The organism is Streptomyces sp. NBC_00691, from assembly GCF_036226665.1.
Classification (GTDB): domain Bacteria; phylum Actinomycetota; class Actinomycetes; order Streptomycetales; family Streptomycetaceae; genus Streptomyces.
Map to the genome: position 1 here is coordinate 2,584,771 of NZ_CP109007.1, position 16,495 is coordinate 2,601,265.

General features: G+C 64.8%; 19 protein-coding genes. 11 read left to right on the top strand and 8 right to left on the bottom strand.

All coding sequences use genetic code 11. From position 1 onward, the window contains the following. Positions 1-21: 21 nt before the first annotated feature. Complete coding sequence (locus tag OG392_RS11670) at positions 22-780, top strand: GntR family transcriptional regulator (RefSeq protein WP_329278320.1); 759 nt, start codon at positions 22-24, stop codon at positions 778-780. Here the strand turns inward: OG392_RS11670 and OG392_RS11675 are convergent. Further along, positions 695-1,528 (bottom strand): MBL fold metallo-hydrolase, encoded by an 834-nt coding sequence (locus OG392_RS11675; RefSeq protein ID WP_329278322.1) that lies wholly within the window; start codon positions 1,526-1,528, stop codon positions 695-697. The genes OG392_RS11670 and OG392_RS11675 overlap by 86 nt on opposite strands. A gap of 126 nt (positions 1,529-1,654) precedes the next feature. Here OG392_RS11675 and OG392_RS11680 point away from each other — a divergent pair, with 126 nt between their 5' ends. Then, positions 1,655-2,104 (top strand): lamin tail domain-containing protein, encoded by a 450-nt coding sequence (locus OG392_RS11680; protein ID WP_329278324.1) that lies wholly within the window; start codon positions 1,655-1,657, stop codon positions 2,102-2,104. Positions 2,105-2,196: 92 nt separating this feature from the next. Here the strand turns inward: OG392_RS11680 and OG392_RS11685 are convergent, their stop codons facing one another. From OG392_RS11685 to OG392_RS11705, 5 genes are all read right to left on the bottom strand, one after another. After that, a complete protein-coding gene (locus OG392_RS11685; protein WP_329278326.1) occupies positions 2,197-2,739 on the bottom strand; it encodes a DUF4231 domain-containing protein in 543 nt (180 codons plus the stop codon). 107 nt (positions 2,740-2,846) lie between these two features. Further along, positions 2,847-3,419 carry an SMI1/KNR4 family protein gene (locus OG392_RS11690; protein WP_329278328.1) on the bottom strand — a complete coding sequence of 191 codons (573 nt, stop codon included), beginning with the start codon at positions 3,417-3,419 and terminating at the stop codon, positions 2,847-2,849. Positions 3,420-3,474: 55 nt separating this feature from the next. After that, entirely contained in the window at positions 3,475-3,837 is a 363-nt protein-coding gene (locus OG392_RS11695; RefSeq protein ID WP_329278330.1) for a hypothetical protein, read from the bottom strand. Positions 3,838-4,744: 907 nt separating this feature from the next. After that, positions 4,745-4,939 (bottom strand): hypothetical protein, encoded by a 195-nt coding sequence (locus OG392_RS11700; RefSeq protein ID WP_329278332.1) that lies wholly within the window; start codon positions 4,937-4,939, stop codon positions 4,745-4,747. 24 nt (positions 4,940-4,963) lie between these two features. Beyond that, complete coding sequence (locus OG392_RS11705; RefSeq protein WP_329278334.1) at positions 4,964-5,719, bottom strand: GntR family transcriptional regulator; 756 nt, start codon at positions 5,717-5,719, stop codon at positions 4,964-4,966. 78 nt (positions 5,720-5,797) lie between these two features. Between OG392_RS11705 and OG392_RS11710 the strand changes: the two genes are divergently transcribed. The 6 genes from OG392_RS11710 (at position 5,798) to OG392_RS11730 (ending at position 12,443) form a co-directional block, all read left to right on the top strand. Beyond that, the gene (locus tag OG392_RS11710; protein WP_329287211.1) at positions 5,798-6,076 is read left to right on the top strand and encodes a hypothetical protein; all 279 of its coding nucleotides are present in this window, start codon (positions 5,798-5,800) and stop codon (positions 6,074-6,076) included. 12 nt (positions 6,077-6,088) lie between these two features. Next, positions 6,089-6,388, top strand: coding sequence for a hypothetical protein (locus OG392_RS11715; RefSeq protein WP_329278336.1), 300 nt, complete (start codon positions 6,089-6,091; stop codon positions 6,386-6,388). Positions 6,389-6,560: 172 nt separating this feature from the next. Beyond that, the gene (locus tag OG392_RS11720; RefSeq protein ID WP_329287213.1) at positions 6,561-6,785 is read left to right on the top strand and encodes a hypothetical protein; all 225 of its coding nucleotides are present in this window, start codon (positions 6,561-6,563) and stop codon (positions 6,783-6,785) included. A gap of 8 nt (positions 6,786-6,793) precedes the next feature. Continuing rightward, the gene (locus OG392_RS11725; protein WP_329278338.1) at positions 6,794-7,465 is read left to right on the top strand and encodes a GntR family transcriptional regulator; all 672 of its coding nucleotides are present in this window, start codon (positions 6,794-6,796) and stop codon (positions 7,463-7,465) included. Then, positions 7,462-7,791: a hypothetical protein gene (locus OG392_RS37525; protein WP_443054753.1), complete on the top strand. Its 330-nt coding sequence runs from the start codon at positions 7,462-7,464 to the stop codon at positions 7,789-7,791. The genes OG392_RS11725 and OG392_RS37525 overlap by 4 nt, the downstream gene beginning before the upstream one ends. Before the next feature lie 1,235 nt (positions 7,792-9,026). Continuing rightward, entirely contained in the window at positions 9,027-12,443 is a 3,417-nt protein-coding gene (locus OG392_RS11730; RefSeq protein ID WP_329278339.1) for an ATP-binding protein, read from the top strand. A 570-nt stretch (positions 12,444-13,013) separates the two neighbouring features. On the opposite strand, the gene OG392_RS11735 is transcribed toward OG392_RS11730, so the two are convergent. After that, positions 13,014-13,367 (bottom strand): hypothetical protein, encoded by a 354-nt coding sequence (locus OG392_RS11735; protein WP_329278341.1) that lies wholly within the window; start codon positions 13,365-13,367, stop codon positions 13,014-13,016. Next, complete coding sequence (locus OG392_RS11740) at positions 13,364-13,834, bottom strand: NUDIX hydrolase (RefSeq protein WP_329278343.1); 471 nt, start codon at positions 13,832-13,834, stop codon at positions 13,364-13,366. The genes OG392_RS11735 and OG392_RS11740 overlap by 4 nt, the downstream gene beginning before the upstream one ends. On the opposite strand from OG392_RS11740, the gene OG392_RS11745 reads away from it, so the two are divergent. The 3 genes from OG392_RS11745 to OG392_RS11755 all read left to right on the top strand — a co-directional run bounded on the left by OG392_RS11745 (position 13,835) and on the right by OG392_RS11755 (position 16,480). Further along, the gene (locus OG392_RS11745) at positions 13,835-14,632 is read left to right on the top strand and encodes a GntR family transcriptional regulator (protein WP_329278344.1); all 798 of its coding nucleotides are present in this window, start codon (positions 13,835-13,837) and stop codon (positions 14,630-14,632) included. Between the two features lie 139 nt (positions 14,633-14,771). Beyond that, positions 14,772-15,122 (top strand): SCO3933 family regulatory protein, encoded by a 351-nt coding sequence (locus OG392_RS11750; RefSeq protein ID WP_329278345.1) that lies wholly within the window; start codon positions 14,772-14,774, stop codon positions 15,120-15,122. Between the two features lie 2 nt (positions 15,123-15,124). Beyond that, positions 15,125-16,480 (top strand): FtsK/SpoIIIE domain-containing protein, encoded by a 1,356-nt coding sequence (locus OG392_RS11755; protein WP_329278346.1) that lies wholly within the window; start codon positions 15,125-15,127, stop codon positions 16,478-16,480. Positions 16,481-16,495 lie beyond the last annotated feature (15 nt).

Sequence of the window (16,495 nt, forward strand, 5' to 3'; positions counted from 1 at the left end):
GATGAAGGGAGTGGTCCACCCGTGACTGACCAGGACAGCGCTCGTCGGCCCAAGTACCAGCGCATCGCCGACGAGTTGAGAACCGCGATCCAGTCGGGCGCGTTCGCCCCGGGTGACCGGCTCCCCGGCGAGAACGACCTCATGACGACCTACGCGGTGGCCCGGATGACGGCCCGCCAGGCCCTCTCCGTGCTGCGCACCGAGGGGCTCGCCGAGGCACGCAAGGGCGCCGGGGTCTTCGTCCGCGCCTTCCGTCCGCTGCGCCGCCGGGGCATCCCGCGCCTGTCCGGCGAGCAGTGGGGCAGCGGGCGTTCGGTCTGGTCGGCGGACGTGGCGGACCGTGATCTGGTCGTCGACCAGATCGAGGTGGGCGAGACGGAGGCGGGGGCGCGGGTCGCGGGGGCGCTGAACCTGACGCCGGGCGCGCCCGTGTGCGTCCGCAGCCGGCGTTTCGTCCTCGACGCCAAGCCGGTGCTGCTGTCGGTCTCGTACCTGTCCGCGGAGCTGGTGCGCGGGACGCCGATCGCCGAGCCGGACACCGGGCCGGGCGGGACCTATGCCCGGCTGGCGGAGCTGGGCCACCGGCCGGTGCGGTTCCGCGAGGAGATCCGCTGCCGTATGCCGACGGCGGACGAATCGGACCGGCTGGCGCTGGAGTGGGGGACGCCGGTGGTCCTCATCGGGCGTACGGCGTTCACGGGGCCGGGGACGGCGGTGGAGCTGAACGAGATGACGCTGGACTCGTCGTCGTACGTCCTGGAGTACGACTTCGACGCGTGACGGAGAACCGGAGCCCGGGGTCGGCGTGGGCGATGCCGCCCGCGTACGTCCCCGCAGCCAGGGCGACGGCCTCCCCGGGCGCCAGGGCCGAACCCACATGGGTCAGGACGAGCCGTCCGACGCCCGCCTCGGCCGCGGTCCGGCCGGCCTGGGCGGCGGAGTGGTGTCCGGGGGCGTCTCCGTCCGCCTCGCACACGAACAGGTCGCAGTCGCGGGCGAGTTCGACGAGGGAGGGGCAGGGCTCGCAGTCCCCTGAGTAGACGAGGGAGTGCCCGTCCTCGTCCTCCACGCGCAGCGCGAAGGCGGGCGGTCCGTGCTCGACGGCGCGGGAGGTCAGGGTGAGGCCGCCGACGCGGACGACATGCGCGTCGTGCAACTCCTCGACTCTGAACGCCTTTTCGACGGGGCTCCGCTCGGGACCGCTGGTGAGGAACCCGGCGAGCCGACCGGCGATCCCGGCGGGCCCGAAGAGGGGGACGGGCAGAGCCGTCCCCAGCCCGGCGTAGAGCAGGGCGTAGAAGAAGGTGAGCAGGTCGGCGGAGTGATCGGCGTGCAGATGGGAGATCCACACCGCGTCGACGTCCCCGAGGGCCACGTGCCGCTGGAGCTCGGCGAGGGTGCCGCTGCCGGCGTCGACCCAGACGCGCGCCCCGCCGCCCTCGACGAGATAGCCGGAGCAGGCGTTGCCCGGCCGGGGGTAGGGCGTGGCGGAGCCGAGCACGGTGATCCGCAGGGGCGCGTCGAACATGAGCCAAGATTAAATTACCTCCACGCCAACTCAAGCGAAGTTGTGCGGAGATGGTGAAGAGCGTGCGTATTCTGTGTGCTCGCCGGGTCCCATCGGCGGGCTCCCGGCAGAAACTGAGGGACATTCATGCTTCGCGCACGCACCTTCGCGGCAGTGACCGCGGCCGCGGCCTCCGGCATCCTGTTGCTGCCCACACAGGCACAGGCCGCCGGCTCGGTCCACCTGTACAAGATCTACTACGACAGCCCCGGCTCGGACCGCGGCGGCAGCACGAGCCTCAACGGCGAGTGGGTGCAGATACGCAACACGACCGGCGCGGCGGTCAACCTGCGCGGCTGGACGCTCACGGACGCGTCGAACCACAAGTACACGTTCGGCAACTTCGTCCTCGGCAAGGGCAAGATCGTGACGGTCCGCACGGGCCGCGGCACGAACACGTCCGCGAACGTCTACCAGAACCGCGGTTGGTACGTCTGGAACAACGACCGCGACACGGCGACGCTGAAGAAGTCGAACGGCGCGCGGGTCGACACGTGCGCGTACAACTCGACGCGGGTCGACTACAAGTGGTGCTGACGCACGCCGAGGCCTGACGGCCCGGAGACGGACGGCCCCCGGCTGACCGCCGGGGTCCGTCCGCACACCTGCCGCACCATGCCACCCCTCCCCTACTTCTCCCCGGCCCCGGCCTCCGGCTCCCGGGCGGCAGGGATCCCGCGCTGCTGGACGTCGGAGTTGACCTGCCCGCCGAGGGTCATGACGTTCAGGGTCGCGGAGTTCTCGTTGGCGATGGCCTTCTCGACCCGGGCGACGAGCGTCGAGAACGCGTCCCGCTTCGGCAGGTTGTGGTAAGGCCCGACCTTGGTCTCGAAGTACACCCGCTCGTGCCCGAGGAGCTGCTCGGTGGAACGGTAGTTCTTCCACTGCTCGCGGTACCGGTAGACGCTCTCCAGCGACACGGCGGCGACGACCACGACGCTCAGCACGGTGGCGGTGACCCGCGCGAAGGCCAGATCCAGATTCACGAACACGGGCACGAGCGCGCCACCGACGACGGAGACGGTCCGCATCCGCAGATGCATCGCCTTCATCCGGGTCGCCTTGGTGTCGTACCAGCCCTGGTACTGCACGAGCCGCGTCTCGATGTACCGCTGCGGCGTCATCTCGCCACTCTGCACCCCGGGTTCGGGCGCGTCCCCCACCTCAGCCATGCGGCGAGTACACCGGCCCTGGCAGGCGCGCGTCAACTCCCCACCCGGGCGACGGACCTGGCCCCGCGAACGCGCGTCACCAACACACTCACGGACGACCCCTCACCTCAGGCGTCCTCGAACCACGATCGCCCCTGTGCCCAGTGGGTCGCCCAGCCCGCGAAGCCGGGGACGCCGGGCATCACGGCGTCGGGCGACTCGGGACCGAAGGGCATGGCCCCTTCCCCGGCGATCTGCCAGACGTGACCGCGCTGCGGGCCGGCGACGATCAGATGCCAGTACATGCCGCAGCCGTCGGTGCCCAGCAAGAGCGAGCCGTGGTCGAACACGGGGTCCGTCCGGGCGTCGAACTCCTCCACCGACATCGCCTCTTCCTCCTCCTCCCAGAGCCACGCCTCGACGAGCGGAAAGGGCTCGGCGAGCAGGCGTACGGGGCGGTCGGAACCCCAGTCCGAGGGAGCCTGCGCGAGGGGGAGCAGACCGTAGTAGGGCGGTCCGGCGCGCAGCCCGTCGCAGACCTCCGCCACGAACGTGCGGTACGGCTCCGGGAGCACGACGCCGTGCTCCGCCTCGAAGGCCCGCACCGCCCCCCAACCGGCCGGCGGCGCCGCCTCGGGACGGGTCGCGAAGATCTCGCGGAGTGCGGCCAGCTCGGCCGGGTCACAGGCTTCGGTGTTCATGCCGGTCATGATGCAAGACCGGAGGAAGCACCTCGGGCGCGGGGCCGGACCGGGATCAGCCGTTCTCCCGGCGGAACTCATGGGTGCATCCCCCGGACGTCTCGTCCTGGGTGAAACAGGCGACGAAGGAGCCCGGAGAACCGTAGAACGCCAGCTCCATGCCCTCGCAGTCCACACCGTCGAAGGTGACGTCGCCGTACGTCCCGGCGGGAGACCAGGTTCCACGCTGCCGTTCGGCGAACCCGGTGCACCCCCAGCCGACGACGTCGCCCTGGTCCAGGCCCGTGGCAGTGAAGGTGCCGTCGTCCTCGAACTCGACGGTCGCCCCGCTCCATTCGGACCACACACCCGTCAGCTGGTCGGCGGTGTCGACCTGGACGGGGTAGTACCCGGAACAAGCCGACAGGATGGCCACCACACCCCCCGACGCGACCCCCCTGCACACACGCCGCACCCACTGGAACCGGCCGGCAGCCATACGCCCCGCCTCTCGTGTCTCGCACCCCGGTCGCGACGACCCAAGGAAGCGACGAACGCCATCTTGAACATGTTCAAGACCTGATGTCAACGGAACGCCGAAGGGGGCGCCCGCCCCGTGGGGTGCGGACGGACACCCGACCGATCACGCCCCTCCACTGACAGCCGACGAACACCTCACGGATGCTCCCCCACGGGGCAGGAGGAGAAGGAGGTCGCCGCACACGCCCTCCCACCTGCGCTCGCGCCCGGTTCCCTTGGGGACGCTGTATAGAGAGCGCTCAGAAGGGCGATGAAGGTGCATCCAGAGTGCCGCCGAACCAAGAAGACCCAGGCCGAGCAATGCTCTGACCTAGGCCTTCTTCGACCTTTGACAAGGTCAACACGGTGGGCGCGGACGGTTTCGAACCGCCGACATCTGCTTTGTAAGCTCGTGCGGATCACGGTCAGCGAGGGCCCACCCCAGCTCGCGGACACCACGACGGGCCGTACAGGACTGCTGTCATCCACCGTCGTTGATGTCAGTTTTGGATGTCAGCCGACCCCGCCTGGCGGCCCGCTATCGCTTCTTCCGGAGCTTCCGCATCTTGGCTTCGGCTTCCTTCTTCTTCCGCTGCTCCACCCCGTACGCGGACCACGGTCCCTGGTGCTTGGAGCACCGCGAGCTACCCGTGATCGCCTTGCTCTGGCAGCGGCCTCCGCTCTGGGTAGGAGCACCGCACTTCGGCTGAACCATCCTGTCCCCTTCGTCGTCGGACGCTGGAATGCTTCCAGCGCCAGCCGCAGAGGGGGAGGCGCAACCGCGGCGGACGGCAGCACGCCGACAGCACGCGCCCCGGGGGCCGCGCTCAGACATCTTCCGACGTGCCGACAGGCCGCCCGGATGCGCGCTGTCCGTCAGCCTCCAGCTCACCGTTCTCCAGGGCCGCAATGGCCTTTCGCCGCCATCGGCTGACCATGACGGACACGACCACCAGCATCACGAGAGCGGCGACAGGTGCGCCCCAGACCAAAGCACCGATGGCGTAACCGAGCGACTCCATGACTCCCCCTTGTACGGTGCCCCGTCAGCGGTTGATCGGGATCTCGTAAACGATCTCGCAGAGTGCAGCGGGGACGACGATGTCTGCCGTCTCCACGGGCCGGCCCTGGTCGCTGTAGTACGTCCGCCGGATGTGCGTGACGAGTGCGGCCTTCTGGATGCCGAGCAGTGAGGCCTCCTCGGCGGTGGCCTGCCGCGGCTCCGGCTGCTCGACGGCATGGCTGACCGTGACGCCGATCTCGGCCATACGGTTCACAACGCCAGCCCCGGCGTGGGGTCCGCCCTCGGGAAGGACGACGAGGGTCCCGCCTGTGAGGTCGTACGGCTCCCAACTCGTCGACAACTGCACGGGCCGCCCGTCGGCAAGGAACTCGTACACGGTCTGGACGCACAGCTCGCCCTCACCGATCCCGAGCCGCGCCGCAATCTCCGCCGGCGCTGGCACCTTCGCATCGGTCCGGCTCTCCCAGCCACCGTTCCGCCCCACGGCCTTCATATCGGCCTGGAACGGCGACCTGTCAGGCTGCTCACGCGCCGCGGACCGAACCATCCGCACCCGCTGTCGAGGCTCAGCCACATAGGTCCCGGACCCGGCCCGCCCCTCCAACACACCCTGGGAGATCAACAGCTCCTGGGCCCGGCGAACGACGTTCTCGCCCACCCCGCACTCCTGGCCAATCTGGGCCCGAGAGGGCAGCCGGTCACCAGGGGTCCACTCGTGCTCCGCGATCCGCCGCCGCAGTTCGTCGGCGATGCGGAGGTATGGCGGCTGCTCAGGCATATGGAAAATCTAGTCCACTAGCTCTAATCTAGTTAACTAGCTTCACTTAAAGTGATCGCCGGTGACGGAGGCTGCCCTGTGCCTGCTCCAGAAGTAAGCGCGGAGGCCCTCGCCGCCCGGCTGTCCGCCATCGGACTCACCACACGCGTGCTCGACCACACCAGACACACGTCAATCGAAGCGGAGGTACCGGAAACCCTCCCCGCCGAGACATGGCGGGAGGTCCTGGAAGTCGTGGCACAGGCAGACCGCTTCGGTCTCCTCGCCACCAGCCTGGGCGGCCGCACCCTCTGGGCCGCCATAAACAAAGCAGTCCCCGCGACGGGCGATGTCCAGGGACCTGGCCATCAGCAATAGGAGCTGATCAGCGTGTTCAACCGTATCCGTCACGCCATCAGGCGCACTAGGGAGCAGCGCGCCCCAAGGGCTCTACACCACAAGGTCTTAACGCCAACGCGCCCGACGCTCATCCACCCCAAGCCGTCCGACGAGCTGACGCTGTTCCTCCGGCAGCTCGGAGACCACACGAACTTCCTCCTGGGCGAAGAGACGGCCCTCGTCCGCCCGTACGTTCTGGTCGGCAAGCAGTGCACCCGGCAGAGCTCGGGGCCGATCCCGTACCACCTCCTCGCCCACGCCTGCTTCGTGCCGGCGGAGGTCCACGGATGAGCCGCGTCCCCCCGGCGGCGACCACGCCCTACCGGTCCAGCGCATGCCAGATCGGCATCCATCACCAGTGCGCGCACTCCTCCCCAACAACGGCGCCAATCGACATCCCGGTCATCTATGAGACGTGCGCCTGCTCCTGCCACTCCGCGACAACGTCACCCGAGGCGGCCTCGTGAACGGCATTCCCTCCCGCGGTGCTCTCGCGTCCCCAGTTGAGATCACCGCGACGACCGTACAGCGCGGCGACGTGATCCAGATCGGCGGCCAGCCATGCCGAGTGGCTGACGTTCGCCAACTGCCCGGCGGCGCCAAGCGCCTCCTCTTCGAAACGGGCGAACTCCTGACGATGCACACCCGTACGCGCCTCATCGCCGTACGAGTGCTCAGAAGGTGGTGATCACCCTCATGCCGTCCCTCCGCCACACCATCGCCGCCGACCTCCGGGCTCAAATCACCACCGGCCGACTGAAGGCTGGCGCCCGCCTCCCCTCGGAGCCCCGGCTCGCCGCGGACTACAAGGTCAGCACCCCGACCCTGCGCAACGCCCTCGCGCTCCTCCAGGCCGAGGGCCTGATCGAGAAGATCCATGGCAAGGGCAACTTCGTCCGCCGCCCTCTTCACAGACTCACGTACACGGAAGGCCGCCTCACCCCGGACACAGACCTCCACCTCACGATCCGCACCACCAACCTCCGAGCACGCGGAGACCTCATCCCCCTGCTCAAGGTCCCCTCGCGCACCCCACTGACGGAGTTCCTCTGCCTCACCCACCAGGGAGAGAGACCGCACAGCCTGGCCCGCATCTACGTCCCGCGCGACCTGGAGCCGGCCGAACTGCCGTGGCCTCGCCCCGAACGGGCGGAGACCCGAGAAGTGGTCACCGCCCGACTCCCCACCCCAGAAGAGGCCTCCACCCTCCGGCTCAGCACCTCTCTGGCCGTGCTCGCGGTCACGCGAGTGTCTGTCGACATCACAGGCCGCGTGATCGAGGCGGCTCGCCTGATCCTCCCCGGCGACCGCGCCGAAGCGCTCTTCACCACTCACCACACGATCGAAGAGATGAGGGCGGAAGGATGAAAGCCCACAGCGAGCTCCGCCTCCTCCCCTGGTCGGGCCCTGATGGAAAGCCCTGCTACCTGAGCACCGACAACGACAACAGCTACCTGTCACGCCTAGCCGACCGTACCGAGGAAGTCCAACTCGGCCTTGCAGCCGACCTGGTGACACACGCACAAGAGGCCCTCAGCTACGAGGGGACTCAGACAGAAGAACTTCGATGCGTGTCTGCGGACCTGATGGATGCTCTCAGGGACGTGCTTCGCGTAGCAGCAAGCCGCGGCCGGCGGCTGCCAGCACTGCACCTCACGGTCCGCGAGGGAGATGACGCGCTACCGGGGCTATAGGTGTGGCCTTCGGCTAGCCTGATGCACGTCGAACGACGGAGCAGCCTCGGATCACATCCGGGGCTGCTCTGCTTGGTCAGTACCGTGACCTCGGTAGGTCACGCCCCCTCGTGTTCGGGCGAAGAAGCCTCCGTCACCGTTGGCCGGTGCCATCAGCTGGTGCTGCGGCACCAACTGCCTGCGTCATCCATGCCTCCAACGAGTGCAGGTCCGCGCCCTCCGACGACTCCCAGCCGTCGACGGTGTTGCGGTTCGGCCGCCGCCGGGAGCGGAACCCGTCAGAACTCGCATCTGCTGGACGGACTGCCCGCCATCACGGCATCATTTCCAAGTCAGCCACAGAGGGGAAAGAGCATTATGGGCGCGGAAATCTTGGGTATTCATGGCATCGGCCAGCAGAGGCAGAGCCCGAAGGCCTTGCAAGAGAGCTGGAAAGTCGCAGCCCGACAAGGAATCATCGCGTCAAACGGAAGCGCTCGGCTCCGGAGCATGGAAGTCGCCTATTATGCGATGCTTTTCCGAAAGGGTAATGGACGACTAGGGCATCAAGAAGACGCGATCGATGTCGACACACCACTCTCGGTCGGCGAGCAAAGATTCCTCGATGAAATCCTTGAGGATAATCTAATTTCCGACACGGACGTTCGGAACGTTCAAGCTCAAACGCTGGGTCTAATTGCGGTTCCGAGTAGCGTTGCACGCTTCCTGGTGGCGACTGATCGAAAGTTTGGGCGCGGCGCAGGGAAGCGTCTCCTATATTTCCTTCGGCAGGTCTACCGGTACCTCACGGATGAAGATCTTTCGAGTGCCATTCGACAGAAAGTCGCGGAGTCCGCCTCTACTGTCACGAACGTAATCTTGGGCCACTCCTTGGGTAGCGTAGTGCTATACGACATGCTCCTTCGAGGAGACTTTGCCGTGAAAGGGGGCGACTCGAAAGGGCTAACTATCGTTACTTTTGGATCTCCACTGGCCTGGCCAACTGTTAGGCGAATGCTTGGACATGGTTCACATATCCAGGACGTCGGTTGCGACTGGAGAAATGTTTTCGACCCTAAGGATGCCATCACTGGGGGGATGGCATTGAATGGACCTCGCACGGTGAATATTAGCGTCACGAATGGGCTGCGCGACCCTCATGCTGCCGTGAACTATTTGCGACAATCGTCTATCGGGGACCTACTTCTCTGATCTGACACAGGAGAAATCGTGTGAGCTCGAATCGTCGGAGACTCGTGACGATTGCGGTGACTGAGTACGACTACGAGAGCGAGGAGTTTGGAGAGTCCATCCGGAAACAGGTCTCTTCTGTGCAGAACTGGTTCGCCCATGATGCAATATCACACGAGGAAAGGTTCATTCCTACTGCACCAGAAGCACTCGAGACCGTTCGCGACGTCACAGACTTCGCACACCAAGAGAAGCTATTCGAGTCCGAACAAGAGGATATTCTGGTTGTTTATATAACCGGACACGGTGTGCGATCAAACGCGAACCGTCACTTCCTCCTGCTACCTCAGTCCGACGACTCCAAGCTCATGTCAACGGCATTCCCCACCGCTGATCTAGTGGGGGCCATTCTGGACTCTGAAGCACAGCATGTACTCGTTCTTGTCGATTCATGCTATGCAGGCTCATTGGACGCTGAACTGGCGAGTCGACTCCAAGATCTTTCGTCTGATCGTTTCGGAATGGACACCTTGGTTGTTGTCACCAGTGGGGACTTCACTGAACAACCACGGGTTGGTGAGTTCACTGAGGTACTCGACCTTGCTGTCCAGAAAATTTGTGATGAAACTAAAGGTTTCGCGGGATCCACTATCTCGTACCAAGATTGGGAGGCCGTGCTACGCGAGGTTGCCATGGAGAGGCGCGACCTAATTCCGGTACGGTGGGTGTGGCCTCGCAGCCGCAATGATGATCCCAGCCCATGTCTGCCTAACCCAAGGTACTGGATCAAAGACAAATCACAATTTGATGCGCCTGAGGCCGAATCGATTACCTCTACTGGCCCTCCCACTCCGTCCAACTACTGGATAACGCGAGCTTCAGGAACGTCATCAGAGAGCGATCTGGCCTGGCATTTCACAGGTCGACACAAGATCGTTGGGGAAATCCAGGAGTTTCTCAGTTCGGGAGAAGGTGTATGCCTTATAACCGGAGAAGCCGGGTCGGGCAAGTCGGCAATTATCGGACACCTGGTAGTGCACGGAAATGCTCGGATCAGGAAGGACGTGCCCCAAGACGTTCTGAATAGCCTGGAAGTGGACTCTTCTCCCTGTGTAGATATCGCAGTGCTAGCGAGAAACAAGCCCACTGCTTCCATTGAGGAAGAGATTCGAACCGAACTACTGCGTATCAGCGGCCTAGGGACGGCGAATAACACCTCGTTGGGTGAGGAAATTGAGTCCGCCAGATCCACCCTTGGCCGGCCTGTGGTTATCGCTATCGATGGTGTCGATGAGGCCACTGATCCCGAGTCTCTAATAGGTGACCTATTGCACCCGATTGTTCGTGATGCGAGTCGACCCAGGACTGAAGTTAGAGTGCTTCTCGGTGTGCGCAGCCCAAGGAACGCGACGCCCGCTGGAGAGGCGACGAGAAGAGATCTCTTGATCGACGAGATAGTGAGGGTAATAAATACCCAACTCCAAGATACGGAAACGAGTGTGCCGCCCGACGGTTCTGCCCCGTCATCTGAGATAGAAATCACCCCCATTATCGTCCTGAGGACCGACGAAGATGGGAGCCACACGGAAATTGCAGACTACGCCCATTCTTTGCTGATCGACAGAAACCATCCAGAATCCCCATATCGGATGGCACCTGCTGCAGCACTTAAGGTCGCCGAGGCAATTTCTCGCCGAACGGCGCCATCATTTCTCAATGCTCGCCTTGCCGCAGACAGGGCACGCAGTCGATCGACCGTGCAAGATGTAGAAGATCCTGAGTGGATTAAATCACTGCAGGACGGTACTGTTGCGCTTCTCCATTCGGATGTTGAAGAGGTGGCAGAGAATTCCGGAATCGAGCCAGGTGATTTGCTTGCGGCTCTGCAGGCCACGGCATATTCATTCGGCCCTGGATTGCCCTGGGCAGACGTATGGCCTGCAGTTTTCAACGCCATCCGTGAAAACGTGACGCTAGAAGCAGACGAAGCAATCAAGGAAATTCAATCCAGTCGCCTAAATGGCTATCTCGCCACAGATATTTCAGACAATAGGGTTGTCTATCGTCCTAGCCATGAGCGCATCGCGGAGAATCTTAGAAGCCTCATGGTCGGCGAGAATCGAGTGGTCAGAGAATCCGATCTGCAAGTCCACGAGACGTCTATTCATGCGAAGATCACTGCCGCACTGTCAAGTATTACGAGATCCACTCTCCCATATCCCCCTCACCCGTACATCAGGCGCTATCTGGTGCAGCATGCCGCTTCGGGTGGGGTTCTGGACGATCGTCACGTACCTCTCGCGTTTCTCGAATGGGAGACAAGTCGAAGGGTCGGGAGTCTATTGAATTTCCCTATTGAGGGAAATGCAAACTTGCGTGCATGGGCTCGGATTGAGCGTCATTTGAATGGCGTGGAACTAGCCTCGCAGCGAGCCAGTCACGCATTCCACTTGACCGCATTGGGGGGGACCCCACCCCCTCTGGCGGGATGGCTTCACCCGCAATGGTCCCAGTGGGAAGTCGAGAGCGTAAGCGCCGGGACTGGCAGTACTCGAGGGCGATATGCATCTTCATTTGACAGCTTCGCATTTGTGGCAGCAGGAAATGAAGTTGAGGTACGGTCCTTGAGTACCGGCAAGGTTGCAGGTTCCGTGCCCGCTGGGCGTGTCACAGAGATGTGCGTAACCGGTCGATCTGGGTGCCCTGTCATCGCTACCTCTTCTGCCGGCTATCTGGGCAGTCCGCATAGGAGTATCCGATTTTGGGATCCTTTCAGTAAGCAAGAATTGGGGCGGATTGGGGTGGGTCGAGTCCGTCAACTGGCGGGCTTGGTGGGTGAGTCTCCCGCGGTCGTAGGCATTAGCCGCGACTGTGGCGAAGAGGTTGTGGCCTGGGATGTTTTGACCCGAGAAGTGCTATTTCAGATTAATGGCATCAGGGCTGGCTCATATTGCATTATGGACGGCTCAAAAAGTCCTTCAGATGTTCAAATTCTCGTTGCGGACACACCGCATAAGAATTCGATGATGCATGCCTGGAGCGCGCGGACGGGTGCGATTGAAGGTTCATTCCGTGTCGGCCCTGTGGGAACGATGATGCCTGTGAGGAATAGTGACGGGCGGTCTCTGGTTGCGACGGAAGCGAGTCCATACGGGAAAAGCGGCATTAATATCTGGGATATTGAATCTGGCATCCAGATTCGCTCGATTGACGTTGGGCCTGTGCGTTCAATGTGCACAGTCCCTTCAGGGCACGGTCGCGAGTTTCTTGTGACTGTCGGCTGGGATCACGTTGTGCACCTAATCGACCTATGGTCTGGTCAGGAACTTGAAGAGGTAGTTGCGCGTGCTCCAGTAGTGGCGGTTGCGCCAGTGCAGGCTGGGGAGAACGCTTCTCCAGCGGTCCTCCTCTCAGGCCCTGCCGGCTCTGCTCTTATTTCTATGGGGCGCGCAGGCGTCAGTGCGGGAAAGGGAATGGGCTAGGTACTGCGAGTTCTCGCGAATGCGAGATGGGAAAGTGTCAGTGCTGCTGTTTTCAACCAAAGTGGTGGCACACATCGTGCAGGCCAGACTCGCGCCGCCGTGGTTCGCCTGTGGTGTGGCGGTAGCCAGGACCCGCACACATGCCTCATCGCAGCTCGCATCCCGTCTGCCGTCGACCCACACACCGTGGAGCAGGCGCGGTGCCGGGCGTCCAGGTGGAGCGCGCCACTGTACGAACGACCTGGACGCCCGGTGCCGTGTCTGCTCGGCTCTGCCTGGGTCGACGGCAGACGGGATGGGAGCCCACCACCGCCACACCCCACCGGCCGGCACCCGCGCACGGACCTCCTCCATCCCGGAGCCTGAGCGCCCCCGCCGGAGGCATCGTCTTGAGCCGCACTCGCGTACTGCCTCGGCCACCTCGTGGGTTCGTCACCCATCAACCTGAGCCGTCAGGCGTGCGGACGGCGGCCGGGCTGGAGCGGGGCGCAGACAGGAGCGCAGGCCCGGACGGCGGGCCGCGCGCGCCGCGCCGTGCGCGGCGGGTGCCTTGATGAAGTAGAGAAAGTCTTACCGCGCTTCTGGGCTTCGCTCGGCCTTGAACTCGCTCAGCAAGTCGAAGAACAGGTCGATGCCTGCCCTGCCGCTCGCTTCCGCAGCCTTCGTGATCTCGACGGCCCATCCCAGGGAACTGGCGTAGTTGTGGCCAAGTCGCGGCCACAACCATTCAGCGAACGGACCCTGGTGATCAAAATCCGTCATGGCCTTGGGACCGTGGACCTCGGTTGCGACTCGATAGCCGTACAGCATCGCCTGGAGCTCCAGGAGGGAACCGCCTCGTACGAACATCCCGGGACGCATGCGGACTTGGTCCAGGAAGTCATAGACATCGCGCCATTCGCTGACGGGCTTCAGGGCGGTCATGCGGACGTCTCCAGGAGGCGGCGGCCGTCGTGGCTGCGGACGTGGGGGCCGTTCTCGTCCAGGGCGTCCAGGAGGCGGATGGCGTAGACCTCGGCCATGCGCTCCTCAACCTCGGCCGGCGTGAGCCAGTCGACCGCGGTGGACTCGTCCGAGGTGCGCTCGGTGCCGCCTGAGGGCTTGCAGCGGAAGACCAGGGCGACGATGCCTCGGGTCGTGTTCTTGTAGACGCCCGTCAGTTCGTCGACCTCGACCTGGATGCCCGTCTCCTCCAGGACCTCGCGGGCTACGCCTGCCTCCGGGGCCTCTGTGAGTTCAAGGACGCCGCCCGGGAGTTCCCAAGTGCCGTTGTCCGCTCGGCGGATTGCCAGGAGTCGGCCGTCGTCGCGCACGACGGCTCCCGCCACCGACACCGAGTGGAGTGGCGTTGACTTTGCTCCGGCGCTCCCATTACTCATGTACAGGAGCATATGAGAGTGGGTAGGACTGTGGGAACTCCAGCAGGAGCTGGCAGAGCCGTACCTCGGTACGTGCAGATCGCGGACGAGATCGTCCAGCAGATCCGGGCGGGCGTCCTCAAGGCCGGCGACATGGTTCCGAGTGAGTCGGAGCTCGTCGAGCGATACAGGGTTGCTGGGGGGACGATCCGTAAGGCCATGGTCGAGGTGCGGGCCAGTGGGCTCGTTGAGACTCGGCACGGCAAGGGGTCGATCGTGAAGGATCGGCCGCCTGTGCGGCTGCGCTCTTCGGATCGGTTCCGTGCTTCGCATCGGCGGGGCGGTAAGGCTGCCTACCTCGCCGAGTCCGAGCAGTCTGGCGCAACCGCGAAGGTGAGCGTCCTCTACATCGGGCCCATGGAGGCGCCGGCAGACATCGCCGAGCGGCTTGGCATCGATGCGGGTACGCAGGTGCTCGCGCGGCGACGGTTGTACTTCCGGAACGGGACTCCCGTCGAGACCGCTTCGTCGTACCTGCCGTGGGACGTGGTGAAGGACATCCCCGAGTTGTTCGCCGAGAACCCTGGGCCCGGTGGCATCTACGCCCGCCTCGAAGACCACGGCCATGCCTTCACCGAGTTCGTCGAGACGCTCCAGGCCCGGCCGGCCTCGAAGGCGGAGGCATCCGAGCTGGCCTTGAGTCCCAGTGCCCCGGTGATTCACCTGCTGCGCGACGCGGTATCCGAGGAGGGCCGAGTCGTGGAGGTGTGCGACACCCTCATGGCCGCTGACCAGTTCGTCTTCCAGTACCGGATCCCCGCGACCGACTGACGCCCGCTCAACTCCTTACAGCCCGCTGCGGTTTGTCCTCCGTAGCGGGTTGACTCATATACAGGAGTCGGGCACTCTTCTTAATGTCACTCATGTACATGAGTGAAGGAGTTCAACATCTCTAGAGGAGTGTCCTGCTGTGCGCCAGATCCCCGACGACACCTCCGCCGCCCTCGTGATGGTGGCCCAGCCCCCGACCCCCAAGATCGCGAACCGCCAGACCGGCGAGATCGCCACCGACCGCGAGACCGGCGCGACGCTGATGACCGTCGACGTCATGTTCGTGATGGACGGCAACGCCGAGATCCTGAACCTGACCGTCCCGCAGACCGGCGTCTCCGGCGAACTGGCCATGGGTACCCCGGTCGCCCTGACCGGCGTCGTCGCCCGGCCCTGGGAGAACGAGTTCAACGGCCAGAAGCGCCACGGCATCAGCTTCCGCGCCGTCGCCGTCACCTCGCTCGCGGCCTCCGCCGCGCAGGCGGCCTGACCATGACCGCCTTATGGGTCACGCTCGCCCTGGTCGCCACGGTCGCGCTGCTGCTTCGGTGGCAGCGGCCTGCCTGGTACTGGATGTCCTTCGGCATCCTCTTCGCCGTCGTGCGGGTCCTGGTCCGGTACTCGTCCGTCATGGACGCGTGCGGACTGACCGTCCCTCCCCCGCGCTGGCGGCTCGCTCTGGCCCGTATGGCCGGGCGTCCCGTCCCCGACTCACGGGTACCGCGGATCCTGAGACTGCGGCCGACGCGCACCGGCCTGGTGCTTCGGGTGAAGCTCCGTCCCGGTCAGGACGCCTTCGACTTCTCGGCCGCGTCGGACCGGCTCCGCCACTCCTTCGTCATGCGGAACGTCACCACCCGCGAGATCCGCTCCGGTGTCGTCGAGCTTCGGATGACCGGATACGACGTGCTCAAGCGGGTTCAGATGCCCGCTCGGCCTGATGGCGGAGTGATGCGGGTGCCGGTCGCCATACGGGAGGACGGAGAGGTCTACTACCGCGACTACCGGCAGGTCCCGCACGCACTGAACGTCGGCGCCACGCAGTCCGGCAAGTCTGTCTATCAGCGCAACCTCGTCACCGCCCTCGCCAGGCTCGACGTGGCCTTGGTAGGGATCGACTGCAAGCAGGGAGTTGAACTCGCTCCGCTCGCCCGGCGGTTCAGCGCGCTCGCCGACAATCCCGACAGCGCTGCCGACCTGCTCGACTCGCTCGTCGAGCACATGCAGGACGTCTACCAGCTCATCCGGCGCGAACAGCGGCTGAGCGCCGACACCCCGGATGCGGAGATCACCGCCGACATCTGGGACCTCCCTGACGGTCTCCGGCCGACGCCGATCGTTCTCATGGTCGACGAAGTCGCCGAACTCGCCCTGTTCGCAACGAAGGACGAGGAGAAGCGGCGGGACCGGATCATCACCGCCCTCGTCCGCCTCGCCCAGCTCGGCCGCGCCGCCGGCGTCTACCTGGAGATCTGCGGACAGCGCTTCGGCTCCGAACTCGGCAAGGGGATCACGATGCTCCGCGCCCAGCTCACCGGCCGCACCGCCCACCGCGTGAACGACGAGACCAGCGCCAACATGGCCTTCGGCGACATCGCGCCGGACGCCGTGCTCGCCACCGTCCAGATCCCCACCGACCGACCCGGCACCGCCGTCGTCGGCGACTCCTCCGGCGGCTGGGTCCGCATCCGTACCCCGCACCTCACCCTGCGGCGAGCCGTGAACCTCTGCAACGCCCACGCCTCCCGCACCCCTGAGATCCCCGCGCTGGATGCCTTCCGTCCCGTCCTGCCGAGCCTGGCCAAGACGCCAGCGGCCGCGACCAGCACGGTTCCCGTCACCGCCTGACACACCCCGTCTCAC